General features: G+C 62.6%; 16 protein-coding genes and 1 tRNA gene. 8 read left to right on the top strand and 9 right to left on the bottom strand.

The window, feature by feature from the left end:
* Positions 1-90: 90 nt before the first annotated feature.
* The 5 genes from CR917_RS21225 to CR917_RS21205 form a co-directional block, all read right to left on the bottom strand.
* Positions 91-1,191, bottom strand: coding sequence for a sigma-54-dependent Fis family transcriptional regulator (locus CR917_RS21225; RefSeq protein WP_043864440.1), 1,101 nt, complete (start codon positions 1,189-1,191; stop codon positions 91-93).
* 9 nt (positions 1,192-1,200) lie between these two features.
* Positions 1,201-2,391 carry an acyl-CoA dehydrogenase family protein gene (locus CR917_RS21220; protein ID WP_043864441.1) on the bottom strand — a complete coding sequence of 397 codons (1,191 nt, stop codon included), beginning with the start codon at positions 2,389-2,391 and terminating at the stop codon, positions 1,201-1,203.
* On the bottom strand, positions 2,388-3,533 hold the full coding sequence (gene ssuD / locus CR917_RS21215) for an FMNH2-dependent alkanesulfonate monooxygenase (protein ID WP_043864442.1): 1,146 nt from the start codon (positions 3,531-3,533) through the stop codon (positions 2,388-2,390). The genes CR917_RS21220 and ssuD overlap by 4 nt, the downstream gene beginning before the upstream one ends.
* On the bottom strand, positions 3,530-4,108 hold the full coding sequence (msuE, locus tag CR917_RS21210; RefSeq protein ID WP_043864443.1) for an FMN reductase: 579 nt from the start codon (positions 4,106-4,108) through the stop codon (positions 3,530-3,532). Before msuE ends, ssuD begins: the two co-directional genes overlap by 4 nt.
* A 238-nt stretch (positions 4,109-4,346) precedes the next feature.
* Complete coding sequence (locus CR917_RS21205; protein ID WP_104572917.1) at positions 4,347-5,129, bottom strand: helix-turn-helix domain-containing protein; 783 nt, start codon at positions 5,127-5,129, stop codon at positions 4,347-4,349.
* A gap of 93 nt (positions 5,130-5,222) precedes the next feature.
* On the opposite strand from CR917_RS21205, the gene CR917_RS21200 reads away from it, so the two are divergent.
* Positions 5,223-6,131, top strand: coding sequence for an EamA family transporter (locus tag CR917_RS21200; RefSeq protein ID WP_104572916.1), 909 nt, complete (start codon positions 5,223-5,225; stop codon positions 6,129-6,131).
* A gap of 38 nt (positions 6,132-6,169) precedes the next feature.
* Here the strand turns inward: CR917_RS21200 and CR917_RS21195 are convergent, their stop codons facing one another.
* Genes CR917_RS21195 through CR917_RS21185 form a run of 3 tightly spaced genes read right to left on the bottom strand, consistent with a single transcriptional unit; the run spans position 6,170 to position 8,720 of the window.
* Positions 6,170-7,072, bottom strand: coding sequence for a transporter substrate-binding domain-containing protein (locus tag CR917_RS21195; protein ID WP_043864448.1), 903 nt, complete (start codon positions 7,070-7,072; stop codon positions 6,170-6,172).
* Between the two features lie 30 nt (positions 7,073-7,102).
* On the bottom strand, positions 7,103-7,453 hold the full coding sequence (locus CR917_RS21190; RefSeq protein WP_104572915.1) for a RidA family protein: 351 nt from the start codon (positions 7,451-7,453) through the stop codon (positions 7,103-7,105).
* 25 nt (positions 7,454-7,478) lie between these two features.
* A complete protein-coding gene (locus CR917_RS21185; protein WP_104572914.1) occupies positions 7,479-8,720 on the bottom strand; it encodes a D-amino acid dehydrogenase in 1,242 nt (413 codons plus the stop codon).
* 107 nt (positions 8,721-8,827) lie between these two features.
* On the opposite strand from CR917_RS21185, the gene CR917_RS21180 reads away from it, so the two are divergent.
* Complete coding sequence (locus CR917_RS21180) at positions 8,828-9,733, top strand: LysR family transcriptional regulator (protein ID WP_088515308.1); 906 nt, start codon at positions 8,828-8,830, stop codon at positions 9,731-9,733.
* Between the two features lie 455 nt (positions 9,734-10,188).
* Entirely contained in the window at positions 10,189-10,749 is a 561-nt protein-coding gene (locus tag CR917_RS27190) for a hypothetical protein (protein ID WP_143516664.1), read from the top strand.
* A gap of 579 nt (positions 10,750-11,328) precedes the next feature.
* Here CR917_RS27190 and CR917_RS21170 read toward each other — a convergent pair.
* Positions 11,329-11,413: transfer RNA gene (locus CR917_RS21170), tRNA-Leu, on the bottom strand.
* 108 nt (positions 11,414-11,521) lie between these two features.
* Between CR917_RS21170 and queA the strand changes: the two genes are divergently transcribed.
* The 5 genes from queA to secF all read left to right on the top strand — a co-directional run bounded on the left by queA (position 11,522) and on the right by secF (position 16,947).
* A complete protein-coding gene (queA, locus tag CR917_RS21165) occupies positions 11,522-12,571 on the top strand; it encodes a tRNA preQ1(34) S-adenosylmethionine ribosyltransferase-isomerase QueA (RefSeq protein WP_043864453.1) in 1,050 nt (349 codons plus the stop codon).
* Between the two features lie 14 nt (positions 12,572-12,585).
* A complete protein-coding gene (gene tgt / locus CR917_RS21160) occupies positions 12,586-13,701 on the top strand; it encodes a tRNA guanosine(34) transglycosylase Tgt (protein WP_162484886.1) in 1,116 nt (371 codons plus the stop codon).
* A 51-nt stretch (positions 13,702-13,752) separates the two neighbouring features.
* Entirely contained in the window at positions 13,753-14,094 is a 342-nt protein-coding gene (gene yajC, locus CR917_RS21155) for a preprotein translocase subunit YajC (protein ID WP_043864455.1), read from the top strand.
* Between the two features lie 63 nt (positions 14,095-14,157).
* Positions 14,158-16,026 carry a protein translocase subunit SecD gene (secD, locus tag CR917_RS21150; RefSeq protein ID WP_054916607.1) on the top strand — a complete coding sequence of 623 codons (1,869 nt, stop codon included), beginning with the start codon at positions 14,158-14,160 and terminating at the stop codon, positions 16,024-16,026.
* 9 nt (positions 16,027-16,035) lie between these two features.
* Complete coding sequence (gene secF / locus CR917_RS21145; protein ID WP_043864457.1) at positions 16,036-16,947, top strand: protein translocase subunit SecF; 912 nt, start codon at positions 16,036-16,038, stop codon at positions 16,945-16,947.
* The last annotated feature ends 57 nt before the right edge of the window (positions 16,948-17,004 follow it).

The following is a 17,004-nucleotide window of genomic DNA, read 5'->3' as shown; positions in this document are numbered from 1 at the left end:
CTCGTTGCAGGAAGAATGGGCCACCGCCCCGGCCGGGACGGCGTGCAACGCAAGGTGGGTGAAGTCGCTGCTTGCTTGGGCAAGTCTGGGTCAGATCGACAGGTTGATGACGCGTGTGGCGTTCGGCTCCGGTGGCGGCTGGCGCTTGTTCACCACCAGTTCGCCGATGCGGATCAGCAGGGCACGGGTGACGTTGCGGCTCAGGCCGAGCAGGCGCGCGGTGTGCACCTGGTTGTAGTGGCAGAAGCGGTAGGCACTGCGCAGCAGCGCCTCCTCGACCTTTTCATGCAGCGCGCCGTGCTCTTCTTCGAACAGCTTCTGAAACGCGCGCTGCAACAGGGCGTTGGCGGATGTGTCCGGGGCGGGTGTGCCCTCGGGCCGCTCGATGCGCAGGTTGGACAGGCGCAGGTCGTCCTGCTGGATCACGCCGTCATGGCAGATCAGCAGGGTGTGGTGGATGACGTTTTCCAGCTCGCGGATGTTGCCCGGCCAGTCGTAGCTGGCCAGCTTGTGCTCTGCCTCGCTGCTCAACTGCACATCGCCATAGCCCAGGCGGGCGCTGTAGCTGGCCATGAAGTGGCGGGTCAGCGGCAGGATATCGCCGGGGCGCTCGCGCAGCGGGTACAACTGCAGGCTGACCACGTTGAGGCGGTAGAACAGGTCTTCGCGAAAGTGCCCGGCGTTGATCGCCTTTTCCAGCTGCACGTTGGTGGCGGCCAGCACGCGCACGTTGATCGGGATGCTCTTGCGCGACCCCAGGCGCACCACTTCGCGCTCCTGCAGCACGCGCAGCAGCTTGACCTGGATGGCCATCGGCAGGTCGCCGATCTCGTCGAGAAACAGCGTGCCGCCGTCGGCTTCCTCGAACCAGCCGGCCTTGGACGCCAGGGCGCCGGTGAAGGCGCCCTTTTCGTGGCCGAACAGTTCGGCCTCGACCAGCGACTCGGAGAACGCCCCGCAGTTGACCGCCACGAACGGCCCGTGGTGGCGCCGGCTGAGGTTGTGGATATGTCGCGCCACCAGCTCCTTGCCCGTACCGGTTTCGCCAATGATCAGCACGCTGGCCTCACTCGGCGCGACCTGCTGCAGGTGGGCGAGCAGCGCCTGCGACCTCGGGTCTTCGAACACCTGTGCGGTGGCCCTGATCGAGGTGGCCAGGGTTGGCGATGGCGGGAGCGTCAACAGGTGCATGGGCAGCCCTCAGGAGTAGAAGGACGGGGCGGGCACCGTCCGGTTCAGGGCCCAGTCACCCAGCTCGTGGACCTTGTAGTCCACCGGGTCGTGCAGGGTCTGGGTGCGCAGGTTGCGCCAGTAGCGATCGAAGCGCAGCGAGGCATGCGTGGCGCGCGCGCCGGTCACTTCGAACAGGCGGTTGCACAGGTCCAGGCCGGTGCGGGTGGCCGCCACCTTGGCCGCGGCGATGGACAGCGCCAGTTGCCCGCGCTCGTCGCTGCTCAGCGTGGGGCCCTTGTGCCAGGCTTCGTCGAGCTGGTTGCAGGCGCGTTCGGCCAGCAGCCGAACGCCTTCCAGGCCCACCCAGAAGTCGCCGTAGTGGCGCAGGATGTACGGGTCTTCGCTGACGTGCCGGGCATTGGACTTGAACCACGGTCGCCCTTCCTTGAGCGTGTACTGGCGCGCCTCTTCCAGCGCCCCTTCGGCGATGCCGAGGAAGATGTGCGCAAAGTGCAGTTGCGCGATCAGCGGGCGCAGGCAGGCGAACGGAGTGCTCAGCGGGCCGGGGTCGAGCAGCAGTTCGGATTCCTCGACGCGCACGCGCTCGAAGGTGGCGCTGCCGCTGTCGGTCTGGCGCTGGCCCATGTTGTTCCAGTCGCCATGCAGGGTGATGCCGGTACGTGCCGTGGGGATGGCGGCGATCAGCAACTTGCCGCCGGCGCTTTCATCCACCGCCGAGGCGATCAGCATTTCCGAGTCGCTGGCGCCGGAGCAGAAACTCTTCTTGCCCGAGAATTCGCGCCATCCGTCGTACTTCTTGACCACGGTGCGGGTGTCGAGCGGGTTCAGGGCGTTGCCCCAGAACCAGTTCTTGCGGGCGGTCTGCTCGAACCAGGGCTGCCACTGGTCGGGGCTGGAGAACAGGCGCACGGTGGCCAGCATCAGGTGCTGGAAGCCGAACACGTGGGCGATGGAGCTGTCGACCCGGGCGAACTCGCGCACGATGTTCAGGGTTTCGCCCCAGCTGGCGCCCATGCCGCCGAACTGCGTGGGAATGCTCAGGGCCAAGAGGCCGCTGTGGCGAATGGCGTCACGCTCGGCCTTGGGTGTGCCGCCGCGCTCGTCGCGTTCGGCGGCGGTCAGTGCGAATTCGGCGGCCAGGGCGCGCGCGGTCTGCAGCGGGCTGAGCAGGGTGGGTTCCGGTTGCTTGGCACTCATGCGGTCTGCGCCTTGGGCAGCACATCGTTGGCGATCATTTCGCCGAACGGCCCGGTCAGGTTGGTGACGCCGCGCCCGGCCAGGCTGGCGTAGGGTTCTGGCAGCAGCGGGAACACCAGCTCGGCGAAGCGGTAGGCTTCCTCCAGGTGGGGGTAGCCGGAGAAGATGAAGCTTTCGATGCCCAGGTCGGCGTATTCCTTGATGCGCGCGGCCACCTGTTGCGGGTCGCCCACCAGCGCGGTGCCGGCGCCGCCCCGTACCAGGCCCACACCGGCCCACAGGTTGGGGGCGATCTCCAGCTGGTCGCGGCGACCGCCGTGCAGCGCAGCCATGCGCCGTTGGCCTTCGGAGTCGAAGCGCGCGAAGGACTGTTGCGCCGCGGCGATGGTGTCGTCGCTGATGTGCGCGATCAGGCGGTCGGCGGCCTGCCAGGCCTCTTCGGCGGTTTCGCGCACGATCACGTGCAGGCGGATGCCGAACTTCACCGTGCGCCCGTGCCTGGCGGCGCGGGCGCGCACATCTGCGATCTTCTCGGCGACGGCGGCGGGCGGTTCGCCCCAGGTGAGGTACACGTCCAGCTGTTCGGCGGCCAGGTCATGGGCGGCGTCGGACGAGCCACCGAAGTACAGCGGCGGGTAGGGCTTTTGTACCGGTGGGTAGAGCGCCTTGGCGTTCTCGACCTTGAAGTGCTTGCCCTCGAAATCCACCGACTCGCCTTGCAGTACGCGGCGCCAGATACGCAGGAACTCGTCGGTGACCTCGTAGCGTTCGCTGTGGCTGAGGTGGATGCCGTCGCCGCGGTTCTCGTCGGGGTCGCCGCCGGTGACCACGTTGATCAGCAGGCGCCCGCCGGAGAGGCGGTCCAGGGTGGCGGTCATGCGCGCCGACACGGTGGGCGAGATGATGCCGGGGCGTATCGCCACCAGATAGCGCAGGCGTTCGGTCAGCGGCGCCAGGGCCGAGGCGACCACCCAGGAGTCCTCGCACGAGCGGCCGGTGGGGATCAGCACGCCGTGGTAGCCCAGGCCATCGGCGGCCTGGGCGATCTGCTTGAGGTAGTTGAGGGTGACCGGGCGCGCGCCGTCGCTGGTGCCGAGGAAATGACCGTCGCCGTGGGTGGGCAGGAACCAGAACACGTTCATCGTTCGGCCCCGCTGGCGAGCTTGCGCTGGCTGTGGGCGTGGGCGGCGAAGAACGGTGCGGCACGCTCGGCGGCCAGGCTGACACGGGCTTGCAGTACCGGGCTGCTGACCTGGTAGTTCTGCAGGTCCCCTTCGCTGCCATACACGCCGATGGGCAGGGTCAGCGCCTGGAAGAAGCTGAACAGCGGGCGCAGCTGGTGGTCGATCACCAGCGCATGCAGCGGGCTGCCACCGGTGGCGGCCAGCAGCACCGGGGTGTCGATCAGGCTGTCCTGGCCCACCAGGTCGAACAGGTGCTTGAGCAGGCCGGGGTACGAGCCGCGGTAAACCGGCGAGGCAACGATCAGCAGGTCGGCATGCTCGATGGCCTGCAGCTGCTGTTCGACCGTGGCCGGCAGTTCGGCGCGCGACAGGGCGCCGCCTACCGGGCGGGCGATCTCGCTCAGCTCGATGAGCTGGGCGTCGATGTGCAGGTGCTTGCCCAGCTCGGCGACGATCGCCTCGGTCAGTGCCAGGGTGCGTGAGGGGCGATAGGCGCCGCCGGAAACGGCGACGACCTTGAGTGCTGCGGTCATGTGTGCGTCCTGTGGTGTGGCCCTGCGCTCAGAGCGTTACCCAGGCTTGAGCAAGAGCCGTACCACAGTCGCAGGCCCCGTTTTTGCTGGGCCTGGCGCGGTAGTGAGGTGGCAATGGTGTTGGTGCGGGAGGTTTTTGTTGGCTGGCTGTTGCTGGGGCAACAGTTGCTGGGCAGACAGTTGGCTGTCTGTGTAGGCCTGGCGCGCTACTGCTTGGGTTGCAGCGAATCGTGGTGCATCAACTTACCGCGTTGGCGAAGTACTGGCTGGGCGCCGCGCCCAGCACGCGCCGGAACACACTGGTGAACGCACTGGGGCTGCTGTAGCCAAGGTCCGTCGCCACCCGCGTGATCGCCTCGCCATTGCCCAGACGCACCACCGCCGCCATCAGGCATGCCTGCTGTCGCCATGCCACGAAGCTGATGCCGGTGTGCTGGCGAAACAGCCGGGTGAAGGTGCGCCGGCTCATGCCCACCTGGCGGGCCATGTCATCGATCCCTGTATCCAGCGAGGGCTGTGCCAGCAAGTGCTGGCAGGCCCGGGCGAGCCTGGGCTCGCTGGGCAGCGGTGCATTCAGCGACAGCGCCGGCATGTCGGCAATCTCGTGCAGCAGCAGGTTCATCAGGTAGCCCTCGCGGCTGCCTTCGGCATACAGCGCCGGCACATCCCGGGCGCCCAGCAGCAGTTGGCGCAGCAGCGTCGACACACCGAACACCTGGCAGTGTGCGGGCAGGCCGAGGCGGGTGGCGGCAGGCTGGCGCACATAGGTGTTCAGCATCGTCACCGGGCCGTTCATGCTCATCTCGTGCGGCACGCCTGCGGGCACCCAGATGGCCCGCTGCGGCGGCACCACCCAGTTGCCCTGGCGGGTGAACACCGTGATCACCCCGCAGGCCGCATAGGCGAACTGCCCGCGCTGATGGGTATGCAAGGCAAAGTGCTGCCCGTCGCCATAGTCGTTGGCCGTGACCACGGCGTCGCGGGGGGTGTGTTCATAGGGGTCGATGTCGATTTCGCGCATGGCCCGAATTTAATGATCTATGACCTGATAGTGCAAGCGAGCCAGTGTGCTCATTGCGCATAGTGGCGCCCTGACTTTCGGGATAGGTACGCCATGCAAAAGAAACATCTGGCCCTGGCCGTGCTGGTGACGGCGGTGTGGGGGTTCAACTTTCCCATCACCAAGCTCGGCCTGGCCGCAATTGACCCGCTGCTGTTGACGGCGTTGCGATTCACCCTGGCGGCGTTGCCGTGGGTGTTCTTCATCCGGCGCCCGGCGGTCGGCCTGGGCTGGGTGGCGGCATACGGGTTGATCTTTGGCGTGGCGATGTGGGCGTTGATCAACCTGGGTATCGAGCTGGGCGTGCCGCCGGGCACGGCGGCGTTGCTGGTGCAGTTCAGTGCGTTTTTCACCCTGGGCTGGGGCGTGTTGCTGTTTCGCGAACGCCTTGGCGTGGGGCAGGGCATCGGGGTGGGGCTGGCAGTGCTGGGGCTGGTGTCCATCATCGATGGCAGGCCCGGCGATGGCTCGGTGGTGGGTTATGGCTTGTTGCTGGTGAGTGCGTTCAGCTGGAGTGTGGGCAACGTCATCATCAAGCGCTCGAAGGTGCGCGAGATGTTTGCCTTTGTGGTGTGGGCGAGCCTGTTCGCACCGCTGCCGCTGGTGCTGCTCACCTGGCTGATGCATGGCACCGCGCCGTTCACCGGGGTGGTTGCGCAGGTGGGGTGGGTGGCGGTGTTTTCGCTGGTGTTCCAGGTGTATGCGGCGACGCACTTCTGTTACTGGGGGTGGAACCTGCTGCTGCGTGAGTACCCGGTGTCAAAGGTGGCGCCGTTGTCGTTGCTGATCCCGGTATTCGGGGTGGCAGGGTCGATGGTGCTGCTGGGTCACCGGGTGGATGCGCACGAGGCGGTTTCGATCGGGTTGATTCTGGCGGCGCTGGGGGCGGGGTTCGTGAAGTGGCCTGGGCGGGCGCATTCGCCAGCAAGGCTGGCGCCTACAGGGGAGCGCGAGACGGTGTAGGCGCCAGCGTTGTTGCTGAAGGGGCAGGGCACTGATCGCTACTGCACCGGATCACTCACCGGCTTGGCAATGATCGCCTTGAGTTCACTAGTCATCGGGAACTCGAGGTTCAAGCCTTTTGGCGGGATCGGCTGCTCAAACCAGCGCTGGTAGATCCCGTTGATCTCCCCCGAGCTGTACAGCTCGCCCAGTGTCGAATTCACCAGTGCGAGGAATTGCGGATCGTCCTTGCGCACCATGCAGCTGTAGATTTCCCGCGACTGCTCCTCCCCAACCACTACCCACTTGTGCGGATCGCGAGCCTTGGCGCGCTCGCCGTAGAGCAACGCATCGTCCATGTAGAACGCCGCTGCCCGACCGGACTGCAACAGCTGGAAGGCTTCGCCGTGGTCCTTGGCGCTGATCACGAACATGTCGATCTTGTTATCGATGTTGTAGCTCTTCAGATAGCGCTCGTTGGTGGTGCCGGCGGTGGTCACCACGTTCTTGCCGCGCAGGTCGGCGAAGCTCTTGATCCCACTGTCGTTGGCGGTCAACAACTGGCCTTTGACGTAGATGAAGCCGTAGGAAAACGCCACCTGTTTTTGCCGCTCAGCGGTCACGCCGGTCGAGCCACATTCCAGGTCGACCGTGCCGTTCTGCACCAGCGGAATGCGGGTTTGCGAAGTCACCAGGTTGTACTTGACCTTGAGCTGGGGCGCCGCGAGCTTTTGCTGCACGCGCTCGACGATCTTGTTCGCCAGGTCCACCGAGTAACCCATCGGTTGACCCGAGTGATCGCCCACGTAGGAGAAGGGTACCGACGCATCGCGATAACCCAGGGTAATGCTGTTGGTACTGGCAATCTTGCTCAGGGTCGGCCCCAGCGAGGTTTCTTCAGCCTGCACTTGAGTGCCGAGCAATACGCCCAGGGTGCAGCCGAGCAACGTGATTTTTTGCATTGTTATTCTCCGTTGTGGGTGATGGATTGCTTAGCGGCGGGCCGCGATAACGCTGATTTCGACTCGCACCTGCGGGCGGGCCAGCTCGGCCTGCAAGGTCGTGCGATTCGGTGCCTGGCCAGGCGACAACCAGTCCGACCATACGTAGTTCATCGCCGCGAAATCCTCACCTATGTCCTTCAGGTAAATGGTCGCGCTGAGCAGGTGATCCTTGTCGCTGCCCGCCTCGGCCAACAGCGCGTCGATTTTTGCCAGCACCTGGCGAGTCTGGCCAGCGGCGTCGGTGGCATCACCCGGTACTTGGCCGGAGAGAAACACCAGGTCGCCAAAGGTCACGGCAGCGGACAAGCGTGGATTGGTCTGGATGCGGCTGATGGTCATCGGATAGTCCTTCTCTTGGGTAATTTCAGGCCACACGGGGCGCAAAGCCCTGCAGATCAATGGAGGGGCGGCGCTGGCCGATCAGCTCGCTGAGCAACTGCGCACTGCCGCAGGCCAGGGTGAAGCCCAGGGCACCATGGCCGAGGTTGAGCCACAGGTTGCGATACGCCGTTGCGCCCAGCAGCGGCACGCCGCTAGGGGTCGCCGGGCGCATACCGGCCCACTCGATGGCCTGCTCGTAGTCGCCGGCATTGGCGAAGGTGTCACGCGCCTGGCGCTTGATCAGGGCCAGCCGCTTGGGGTCCAGCGCCTGTTCAAAGCCGACGATGTCGACCATGGCCGCTACCCGCAGTTGCTCGCCGATGCGGGCGTAGACGATCTTGCGGTCATAGTCAGTGATGCTCAGGTCCGGGGCCCGGTGGTGGGCGCCGATCGGCACGGTGAGGCTATAGCCCTTGAGCGGGTACAGGGGCAGGTGCACCCCTGGCAACGTCAGCAGTGGGCTGCGATGGCCGGCGGCAATCACCAGATGCTCCACTGGCAGCACTTCATCCCCCAGTTCGATTGCGCTCACCATGCCATTGGCCTGGCGAATACCGGTCACGGCCTGGCCCAGGCGGAACTCGCAACGGCCCGAGGCCCGCAAACGCGCCGCGAGTTGCTGGCAGAAGCCGTGGCAGTCACCGACCTCTTCATCGGGGGTGTAGATCGCGCCAACAAAGGGGGCATCGGCCAGCGCCGGGTCCAGGCGGGCGCAGTCGGCAGACGACAGCACCTGCTGTTGCTGGGGGGCGGCCAGCCTGTGGCGGGCGTGCTCGAAGCTCGCGGTGTTGCGAAAGGTCACCAGCTTGCCATTGCGCCGCCAGTGGAAACCGTCCAGGGCATCGTCTTCGCGCCAGGCCTGCAGGGTGGCCTGGCTGAACAACGCCAGGCGCAGCAGGTGGGCTGCATTGGTGCGGTTGACGGAGGAGCGACAGGCCCCCAGAAAGGACGCCATCCAGCGCCACTGCGCCGGGTCCAGGCGGGGGCGCAGCTTCAACGGTGAGTCACCGCGCAGCATCCAGCCGATGGCCTGCAATGGCACGCCGGCATCGGCCAGGGGCGCCACGTAGCGATAGGACAACTGGCCGCCATTGGCAAAGCTGGTTTCACTGCCCAGCGAATCCCGCGCCTCGACCAGGGTCACCTCAACGCCATCGCGCACCAGTGCGTAAGCTGTTGCCAGGCCAATGACGCCGCCGCCGATGATGCATACACGCTGAGCCATGTCAGTCCTTAGCCGGGGTTGAGACGAGACCGAGGTTAGAGCCAGGTGACAGGCGCCGAACAATGAATAAAGATGGTCATCCCATAAACAAAGGTTATGGACTCGCCATGCGCCTTCGCCACATCGAGATCTTCCAGGCCATCCGTCAGACCGGGTCGGTCAGCGCTGCCGCGCAGTTACTGCACGTCTCCCAACCCGCCGTGACCAAAGTGCTGCAACACGCTGAGCAGCATCTGGGTTTCCCGTTGTTTCTAAGGGTGCGCGGCAAACTCCAGGCCACCCCGGAAGCGCTGGAGCTGGAGCGTGAGGTCGACAAGGTCACCGAAAGCCTGCAAGGGGTGCGACGCCTGGCCCAGAGCCTGCGCCGCGAGCCGGGCCACAGCCTGCGGATCGGCGCGACCCCGGCACTGGCCCTGTCGTTGTTGCCGCCGGCCATTCATGAATGGACGCAACGTTATCCGGAGATCGCCTGCGAGCTGTCCAGTGCCCATAGCCGCGAGCTGGTGCAGAACCTGCTGATGCGCGAAATCGATGTCGCCCTGACCCTGCAACTACCCGATCACCCGGGGCTCAAGGCCCAGGCGCTGGCCTGTGGGGTGTTGGTGGCGTTGGCGCCGGCCGGTTACTGGCCCCAGGAGGAAGAAGGCCAGCCGCTGCCGCTGCAGGCCCTGGCCGACGCGCCGCTGATCGGGCTGTCCAGTGCCGATCCGCTGTCGGCCCGCCTCGACAGCTATCTCGAGGCGGTAGAGCCGCCGCCACGGGTGAGCATCGCGGTGCAAACCTATTCACTGGCCAGGGCGATGGTCGAATCCGGTGCAGGGCTGGCGGTGATCGATCCCTTCACCGCCCTCAGCGCGTCGCCTGGGGCCACCGCCATTCGCCCCCTGGCCCCAGCGTTGCCGATCACCCTGTACGCGGTGACCCGCGCTGCCGAACCGCCACCGCATACACTGGGCGAACTGCTGACGATCTTCAGCACTCGTGCGCAGGGGCAATTGGATTGTTGGCGCTGAAGCGTTGACTTGCCAGGGAATGGGATGAAACCCCAGAGACTAAAAAGCCCGCAGTCAGTGGGCTTTATGGGTGTTGCGTAGTCGTCGTTTGACGGCTATGTACATCGAAATAGTAATGGGTTTGGAAGCCATTCGGTAAGCACATCCAAAACAGAGTTGGGCTGTGATAAGCGATGTGTTTTCCACCGCATACGAAAAACCGTAATTGCTACATTAGAGCGTGCAGATGTAAAAAACCTTGTCATCATTTCATGGGTAGGTCATAAAGCAGTGGGTTTGTTGCGGATGACTGTTGACAGGTATTCCGAAGGAAAGCACTTGAAGAACTCGCATGCAAGTTCCAGTCTTAAATATATTGCATCCCCGCGATGTTGGAATGCTGGCGTTTAACTATTGCTCAAATGGCGATAGCATTTTGCCTTACCAGCAAGACTTGGCTCTCGCGATTCAACTGAATGGATAAGGAAAAAATGGAAAAAATTAAAAGCTTTGTGCTGGCATCGTTGGTTGCCGCTTTTGCGTGCACAGCATCAGCAGAAACCTTTGAGCACGTCGAGCTTGATAAAGACAGAAGAAGCGTTGAGTATTCTGGACCTATCAATAAGACAATCAGTGCTATTAAAGAGCGTAAATGGCTAGGACAAACCAAGGCTATGGATGGTGGGGTCGTGTTCACCCCTTATGTGAATCCCCAATTCGGTAAGAACAATACTGAATCCGGGGGTGCCATTATGGTGACTGCTACATTCTATCTCTATGACAAGCCAGTCAAAGAAGCGTTGATGGTTGCACGTCAAAGTCAAATTCCCGGCTTTGTTGAGTTTTATGGTTATGATTCAAGGGAGCTTCAAATGCATATAAGAATGGTTGACGATGACACCTTTCAATCGTTCGCAAGTGATACGCAATATCGCTCTCCTGAAAAGCTGAATACTTACAAGAAAGTCGACAGTTTTAATAAGAGTAATTACAAGAGCGAGTTGAAGTCTGCCTTGGATGATGGCACTGTTTTTTGAAGTGTGTAAACGACAATAAAGCACATCGGTGTTTTTGTTGATTTGAGGTCGATGAAGAGAAGATAGACCGCGTTCGTATAATGGTCGATAACTATCAGGCTGCCTTTCAAGGTGGCCTTTTCAAGGCCTGCTATACAGTTGTCAAGCATTGTTGAATGCTTGATTTGTTCGGTCTTTTGATTTCGATGACAGTCAATTAATGGCTTAATGCAACGAAATATTGTGTCAATAGTAGATTGAAAATATATGTAGGGTTGGATGGTAGCTGTCAAAAATTAAAAAGTTAGGGGTAGACCTTAATCGGCGCTGCTATATAAGATTTTATATGTGCTCAATTCTCATGCTTGAACACGTTCAACCACAAAAAACGACCTTGCCGGAGACGCGAAGGTTCTTGAATACCCATAAAATCTATTGCCTTTTGTGGGTTTGTATGATCTTGGCTTCGCGTGGCGTAACGCTTTGGGGCCGCATTTTCCGAGGGAAATGGGTTTGAGAAGAACAGATTTTCTGGATAGAAAAAGGGGTAGAAATTTCTTTCTACCCCTTCTCTAAGTCCTTGATTTACAAGGATTTGTATGGTGCCCCGAGGGAGACTCGAACTCCCACTCCTTTCGAAAACGGATTTTGAATCCGCCGCGTCTACCAATTCCGCCATCAGGGCTTGTGGCGGCGAAGTATAGTGAGGCGCCTACCGTTGGTCAATCAGCTTTCATGGTCAATTTTGCCGCTTTCCGCTAAACTTTGCGGCCCTGTCAAACCGATCACCATCATGCGCGTCGCCGATTTCTCCTTTGAGCTTCCAGATTCCCTGATCGCCCGCCATCCACTGGCTGAACGGCGCAGCAGCCGGCTGTTGACCCTCGACGGGCCTACCGGCGCGCTCGCGCATCGCCAGTTCACCGACCTGCTCGAGCACCTGCGCCCGGGCGATCTGATGGTGTTCAACAACACCCGGGTGATCCCGGCCCGACTGTTCGGCCAGAAGGCCTCCGGCGGCAAGCTGGAGATCCTCATCGAGCGCGTGCTCGACAGCCATCGCGTGCTCGCCCACGTGCGCTCTAGCAAGTCGCCCAAGCCAGGCACCCAGCTGCTGATCGACGGCGGCGGCGAAGCCGAGATGGTCGCGCGCCACGACGCGCTGTTCGAGCTGCGCTTCACCGAAGAGGTGCTGCCACTGCTCGACCGCGTCGGCCACATGCCGTTGCCTCCTTATATAGACCGCCCCGACGAAGGCGCCGACCGCGAGCGCTATCAGACGGTCTATGCGCAGCGCTCCGGCGCCGTGGCCGCGCCCACCGCCGGCCTGCACTTCGATGAAGAGCTGATGGGCAAGATCGCCGAAAAGGGCGTGAGCACCGCCTTCGTCACCCTGCACGTGGGCGCCGGCACCTTCCAGCCGGTGCGCGTGGAGCGCATCGAAGATCACCACATGCATAAAGAGTGGCTCGAAGTGGGCCAGGACGTGGTGGACGCCGTGGCCGAATGCCGGGCGCGCGGCGGGCGGGTGATCGCGGTCGGCACCACCAGCGTGCGCTCGCTGGAAAGCGCGGCGCGCGACGGTACGCTCAAGCCGTTCAGCGGCGATACCGACATCTTTATTTTCCCGGGCCGCCCGTTCCACGTGGTCGACGCCCTGGTGACCAACTTCCATTTGCCCGAATCCACGCTGCTGATGCTGGTTTCGGCCTTCGCCGGTTACCCCGAGACCATGGCTGCCTACGCTGCAGCGGTGGAAAACGGCTACCGCTTCTTCAGTTACGGTGATGCCATGTTCATCACCCGCAATCCGGCGCCACGCGGGCCCGAGGATCAAGCATGAGTCGCACCTGTCGTATGTCCTTCGAGTTGCTGGCCACCGACGGCAAGGCCCGTCGCGGCCGCCTGACATTCCCCCGGGGCGTGGTCGAAACCCCGGCCTTCATGCCGGTGGGCACCTATGGCACGGTCAAGGGCATGCTGCCGCGCGACATCGAGGCCATCGGCGCGCAGATGATCCTGGGCAACACCTTCCACCTGTGGCTGCGCCCGGGCACCGAGGTGATCAAGGCCCACGGCGACCTGCACGACTTCATGAAGTGGCAGGGCCCGATCCTCACCGACTCCGGCGGCTTCCAGGTGTTCAGCCTGGGCGCGATGCGCAAGATCAAGGAGGAGGGCGTGACCTTCGCCTCCCCGGTGGACGGCTCCAAGGTGTTCATGGGCCCGGAAGAGTCGATGCAGGTGCAGCGCGACCTGGGCTCGGACGTGGTGATGATTTTCGACGAGTGCACCCCGTACCCGGCCGATGAAGATGTGGCGCGCATCTCCATGGAGCTGTCGCTGCGCTGGGCCCAGCGCTCGAAGAACGCCCACGGCGACAGCACTGCGGCGCTGTTCGGCATCGTGCAGGGCGGCATGCACCGCAACCTGCGCGAGCGTTCGCTCGAGGGCCTGGACAAGATCGGCTTCGACGGCCTGGCCATTGGCGGGCTGTCGGTGGGCGAGCCCAAGCACGAGATGATCAAGGTGCTGGACTACCTGCCGGGCATGATGCCGGCTGACAAACCTCGTTACCTTATGGGGGTAGGCAAGCCGGAAGATCTCGTTGAGGGTGTGCGCCGCGGCGTCGACATGTTCGATTGCGTGATGCCCACGCGCAATGCGCGCAACGGTCATCTGTTTGTCGATACCGGCGTGCTTAAAATCCGTAACGCGTTCCATCGCCATGATGATTCGCCACTGGATCCGACCTGTGACTGCTACACCTGCCAGAACTTCTCCCGCGCTTATCTGCATCACCTGGATAAATGCGGCGAAATGTTGGGCAGCATGTTGAATACCATCCACAACTTGCGTCATTACCAGCGCCTGATGGCTGGTTTGCGCGAGGCTATTCAACAGGGTACATTGGCCGCCTTTGTCGATGCCTTTTACGCCAAGCGCGGGCTGCCTGTGCCGCCCTTGGATTGATGTTCTGTCGAACCTGACACACGTACAACAACTTGCAACTTGGAGTGCTAAATGAGCTTTCTGATTCCTGCCGCTTACGCGGACGCAGCAGCCCCGGCAGCTGCCGCCGGCCCAGCCGGTACCGGCTTCGAGTGGATTTTCCTGGTCGGCTTCCTGGTCATCTTCTACCTGATGATCTGGCGTCCACAGGCCAAGCGCGCCAAAGAGCAGAAGAACCTGCTGAGCAACCTGCAGAAAGGTGACGAAGTTGTCACCAACGGCGGTATTGCCGGCAAGATCGTCAAAGTGGCCGATGACTTCGTGGTGCTGGAAGTGTCCGACACCGTGGAACTGAAGTTCCAGAAGGGTGCTATTGCCGCGACCCTGCCCAAGGGCACGCTCAAAGCGATCTAAGTTTCAGATTTTCTACAATCGACGGGGCGCGCAAGGCGCCCCGCGTCTTGAACGGGCGGCGTGATGCTGAACAAATATCCTCTATGGAAATACGCACTGATCCTGGCGGTACTGGCGATCGGTTTTATTTATTCCGCTCCCAACCTCTACCCTGACGACGCGGCTATTCAGGTCAGTGGTGCCAGCACGGCGCTGCAGGTCAGCCAGGCCGACCTGGACCGTGCCACCAAGGCACTGGCCGACGCCGGTATCGCGGTCAAGGGTGCAAGCCTGGGCGAGAAGGGCAAGGGCGCACTGGTGCGTCTGGCCAAACAGGACGACCAACTGCCGGCCAAGGACGTTGTGCGCAAGGCGCTGGGTGACGACTACGTCGTTGCACTGAACCTGGCCCCGACCACTCCGCAATGGCTGCGCAACCTGGGTGCAAGCCCGATGAAGCTGGGCCTGGACCTGTCCGGTGGTGTGCACTTCCTGCTTGAAGTGGACATGGACAAGGCCATGGCGGCACGTCTGAAGGTGTACGAAGGCGAAGTCAAAAGCCTGCTGCGCAAGGAGCGTGTGCGCTACCGCAGCCTGCCGCAGCAAGATGGCGGCATTCAACTGGGCTTCTCCGATGACCAGTCCCGCGAACAGGCTCGCAGCCTGATCCGCAAGAATTTCAACGATTTCGAGCTGACCACCACCGAGCGTAACGGCCTGTCGGTGCTGCGTCTGGCGATTACCCCGGCCAAGGTCGCGGAAATCCGTGAATACTCGATCAAGCAGAACCTGACCACGGTACGTAACCGCGTCAACGAACTGGGTGTGGCCGAGCCACTGGTTCAGCGCCAGGGTGCCAACCGCATCGTGGTCGAGCTGCCAGGCGTGCAGGACACCGCCGAAGCCAAGCGTATCCTGGGCAAGACCGCGAACCTGGAGTTCCGTCTGGGTGCCGAGCCGGGTGCGTCCAAGGCTACTACCGAGACCTTCGAGTTCCGTGAGGGCGGTCGCCCACCGGCAGCGGTCGAGCGTGGCCTGATCATCACCGGTGACCAGGTCACCGACGCCCAGGCCAGCTTCGACGAGCAGGGTCGCCCGCAGGTGAACATCCGCCTGGATGGCCACGGCGGCGAACTGATGAGCCGCGCCACGCGCAGCAACGTCGGGCGCAGCATGGCGGTGATCTTCATCGAACAGCGTCCGGTTACCCGCTACGTCAAGCAGATGGTCGACGGTGTCGAGAAAGACGTGCCGGTGCAGTCGTTCGTGGAAGAGAAGCGCATCATCAGCCTGGCGACCATCCAGTCGCCGCTGGGCAGCCAGTTCCGCATCACCGGCCTGAACGGCCAGGGTGAGTCGTCCGAACTGGCCCTGCTGCTGCGTGCCGGTGGTCTGGCGGCGCCGATGTACTTCGCCGAAGAACGTACCATTGGCCCGAGCCTGGGTGCCGACAACATCACCAAGGGTATCGATGCATCGCTGTGGGGCATGCTGTTCGTGTCGCTGTTCATCATGGCCATCTACCGTGCCTTCGGCCTGATCGCCACCATCGCCCTGGCGGGCAACATGGTGCTGCTGCTGGCGCTGATGTCGCTGCTGGGGGCTACGCTGACCCTGCCGGGCATTGCCGGTATCGTGCTGACCATGGGTATGGCGGTCGACGCCAACGTATTGATCTTCTCGCGCATACGTGAAGAGCTGGCCAATGGCATGTCGGTGCAGCGCGCCATCCACGAAGGCTTCAACCGTGCCTACACCGCGATCGTCGATGCCAACCTGACCACCCTGCTGGTGGGCGGCATCCTGTTCGCCATGGGTACCGGTCCGGTCAAGGGCTTCGCGGTTACCATGTCCCTCGGGATTTTCACCTCGATGTTCACGGCCGTCATGGTCACCCGCGCAATGGTCAACCTGACCTGCGGTGGGCGGGATATCAAGAAGTTGTGGGTATAAGGGGCTGCCATGTTACGTACCATTAACTTCATGGGTGTGCGGAACGTCGCGTTCGGCGTCACCCTGCTGCTGACTGTGCTGGCACTGTTCAGCTGGTTCTACAAAGGGCTCAACTTCGGCCTGGACTTCACTGGCGGTACGCTCATCGAGCTGACCTACGAGCGCCCGGCCAACCTTGGCGAGGTTCGTGAAGAGCTGGTCAGGTCCGGCTTCCACGATGCCGTGGTGCAGAGCTTCGGTGCTACCACCGACCTGCTGGTGCGCATGCCGGGCGACGACCCGATGCTGGGCAACAAGGTGGCCGAGGCACTGCAGAAGATCAGCACCGACAACCCGGCCACGGTCAAGCGTGTCGAGTTCGTCGGCCCGCAGGTGGGCGAGGAACTGCGTGACCAGGGCGGCCTGGGCATGCTGCTGGCGCTGGGCGGCATCCTGGTCTACCTGGCCTTCCGCTTCCAGTGGAAGTTTGCGGTGGGCGCCATCCTGTCGCTGGTGCACGACGTGATCGTGACCATGGGCATCCTGTCGTTCTTCCAGATCACCTTCGACCTGACGGTGCTGGCGGCGGTGCTGGCGATCATCGGCTACTCGCTCAACGACACCATCGTGGTGTTCGACCGGGTACGGGAAAACTTCCGCGTGATGCGCAAGGCTTCGCTGATCGAGAACATCAACGTCTCGACCACCCAGACCCTGCTGCGTACCGTGGCCACCTCGGTGTCCACCTTGCTGGCGATCGCGGCACTGCTGTTCTTCGGTGGTGACAACCTGTGGGGCTTCTCGCTGGCACTGTTCATCGGTGTAATGGCCGGTACCTACTCGTCGATCTACATCGCCAACGTGGTGCTGATCTGGCTGAACCTGAACAGTGAAGACCTGATCCCGCCGGTGAAAACCGAGGGTGTGGACGAGCGTCCATAAGGCTTTTTGCCACTGTCCTGAGCGGTACAAGAAGGCGCGAGTATTGAACTCGCGCCT

It is taken from the genome of Pseudomonas sp. BRM28, from assembly GCF_002939405.1.
In the GTDB taxonomy this organism is placed as follows: Bacteria; Pseudomonadota; Gammaproteobacteria; order Pseudomonadales; family Pseudomonadaceae; genus Aquipseudomonas; species Aquipseudomonas palmensis.
Note: the sequence above shows the minus strand (reverse complement) of the source record. Positions and strands in the feature narration are given on the sequence as shown.

What these genes read in the sequence shown, in the direction of transcription:
- CR917_RS21225 (WP_043864440.1), bottom strand. Translation starts at nt 1,191, where the DNA reads ATGCACCTGTTGACGCTCCCGCCATCGCCAACCCTGGCCACCTCGATC.
- CR917_RS21220 (WP_043864441.1), bottom strand. Translation starts at nt 2,391, where the DNA reads ATGAGTGCCAAGCAACCGGAACCCACCCTGCTCAGCCCGCTGCAGACC.
- ssuD (WP_043864442.1), bottom strand. Translation starts at nt 3,533, where the DNA reads ATGAACGTGTTCTGGTTCCTGCCCACCCACGGCGACGGTCATTTCCTC.
- msuE (WP_043864443.1), bottom strand. Translation starts at nt 4,108, where the DNA reads ATGACCGCAGCACTCAAGGTCGTCGCCGTTTCCGGCGGCGCCTATCGC.
- CR917_RS21205 (WP_104572917.1), bottom strand. Translation starts at nt 5,129, where the DNA reads ATGCGCGAAATCGACATCGACCCCTATGAACACACCCCCCGCGACGCC.
- CR917_RS21200 (WP_104572916.1), top strand. Translation starts at nt 5,223, where the DNA reads ATGCAAAAGAAACATCTGGCCCTGGCCGTGCTGGTGACGGCGGTGTGG.
- CR917_RS21195 (WP_043864448.1), bottom strand. Translation starts at nt 7,072, where the DNA reads ATGCAAAAAATCACGTTGCTCGGCTGCACCCTGGGCGTATTGCTCGGC.
- CR917_RS21190 (WP_104572915.1), bottom strand. Translation starts at nt 7,453, where the DNA reads ATGACCATCAGCCGCATCCAGACCAATCCACGCTTGTCCGCTGCCGTG.
- CR917_RS21185 (WP_104572914.1), bottom strand. Translation starts at nt 8,720, where the DNA reads ATGGCTCAGCGTGTATGCATCATCGGCGGCGGCGTCATTGGCCTGGCA.
- CR917_RS21180 (WP_088515308.1), top strand. Translation starts at nt 8,828, where the DNA reads ATGCGCCTTCGCCACATCGAGATCTTCCAGGCCATCCGTCAGACCGGG.
- CR917_RS27190 (WP_143516664.1), top strand. Translation starts at nt 10,189, where the DNA reads ATGGATAAGGAAAAAATGGAAAAAATTAAAAGCTTTGTGCTGGCATCG.
- queA (WP_043864453.1), top strand. Translation starts at nt 11,522, where the DNA reads ATGCGCGTCGCCGATTTCTCCTTTGAGCTTCCAGATTCCCTGATCGCC.
- tgt (WP_162484886.1), top strand. Translation starts at nt 12,586, where the DNA reads ATGTCCTTCGAGTTGCTGGCCACCGACGGCAAGGCCCGTCGCGGCCGC.
- yajC (WP_043864455.1), top strand. Translation starts at nt 13,753, where the DNA reads ATGAGCTTTCTGATTCCTGCCGCTTACGCGGACGCAGCAGCCCCGGCA.
- secD (WP_054916607.1), top strand. Translation starts at nt 14,158, where the DNA reads ATGCTGAACAAATATCCTCTATGGAAATACGCACTGATCCTGGCGGTA.
- secF (WP_043864457.1), top strand. Translation starts at nt 16,036, where the DNA reads ATGTTACGTACCATTAACTTCATGGGTGTGCGGAACGTCGCGTTCGGC.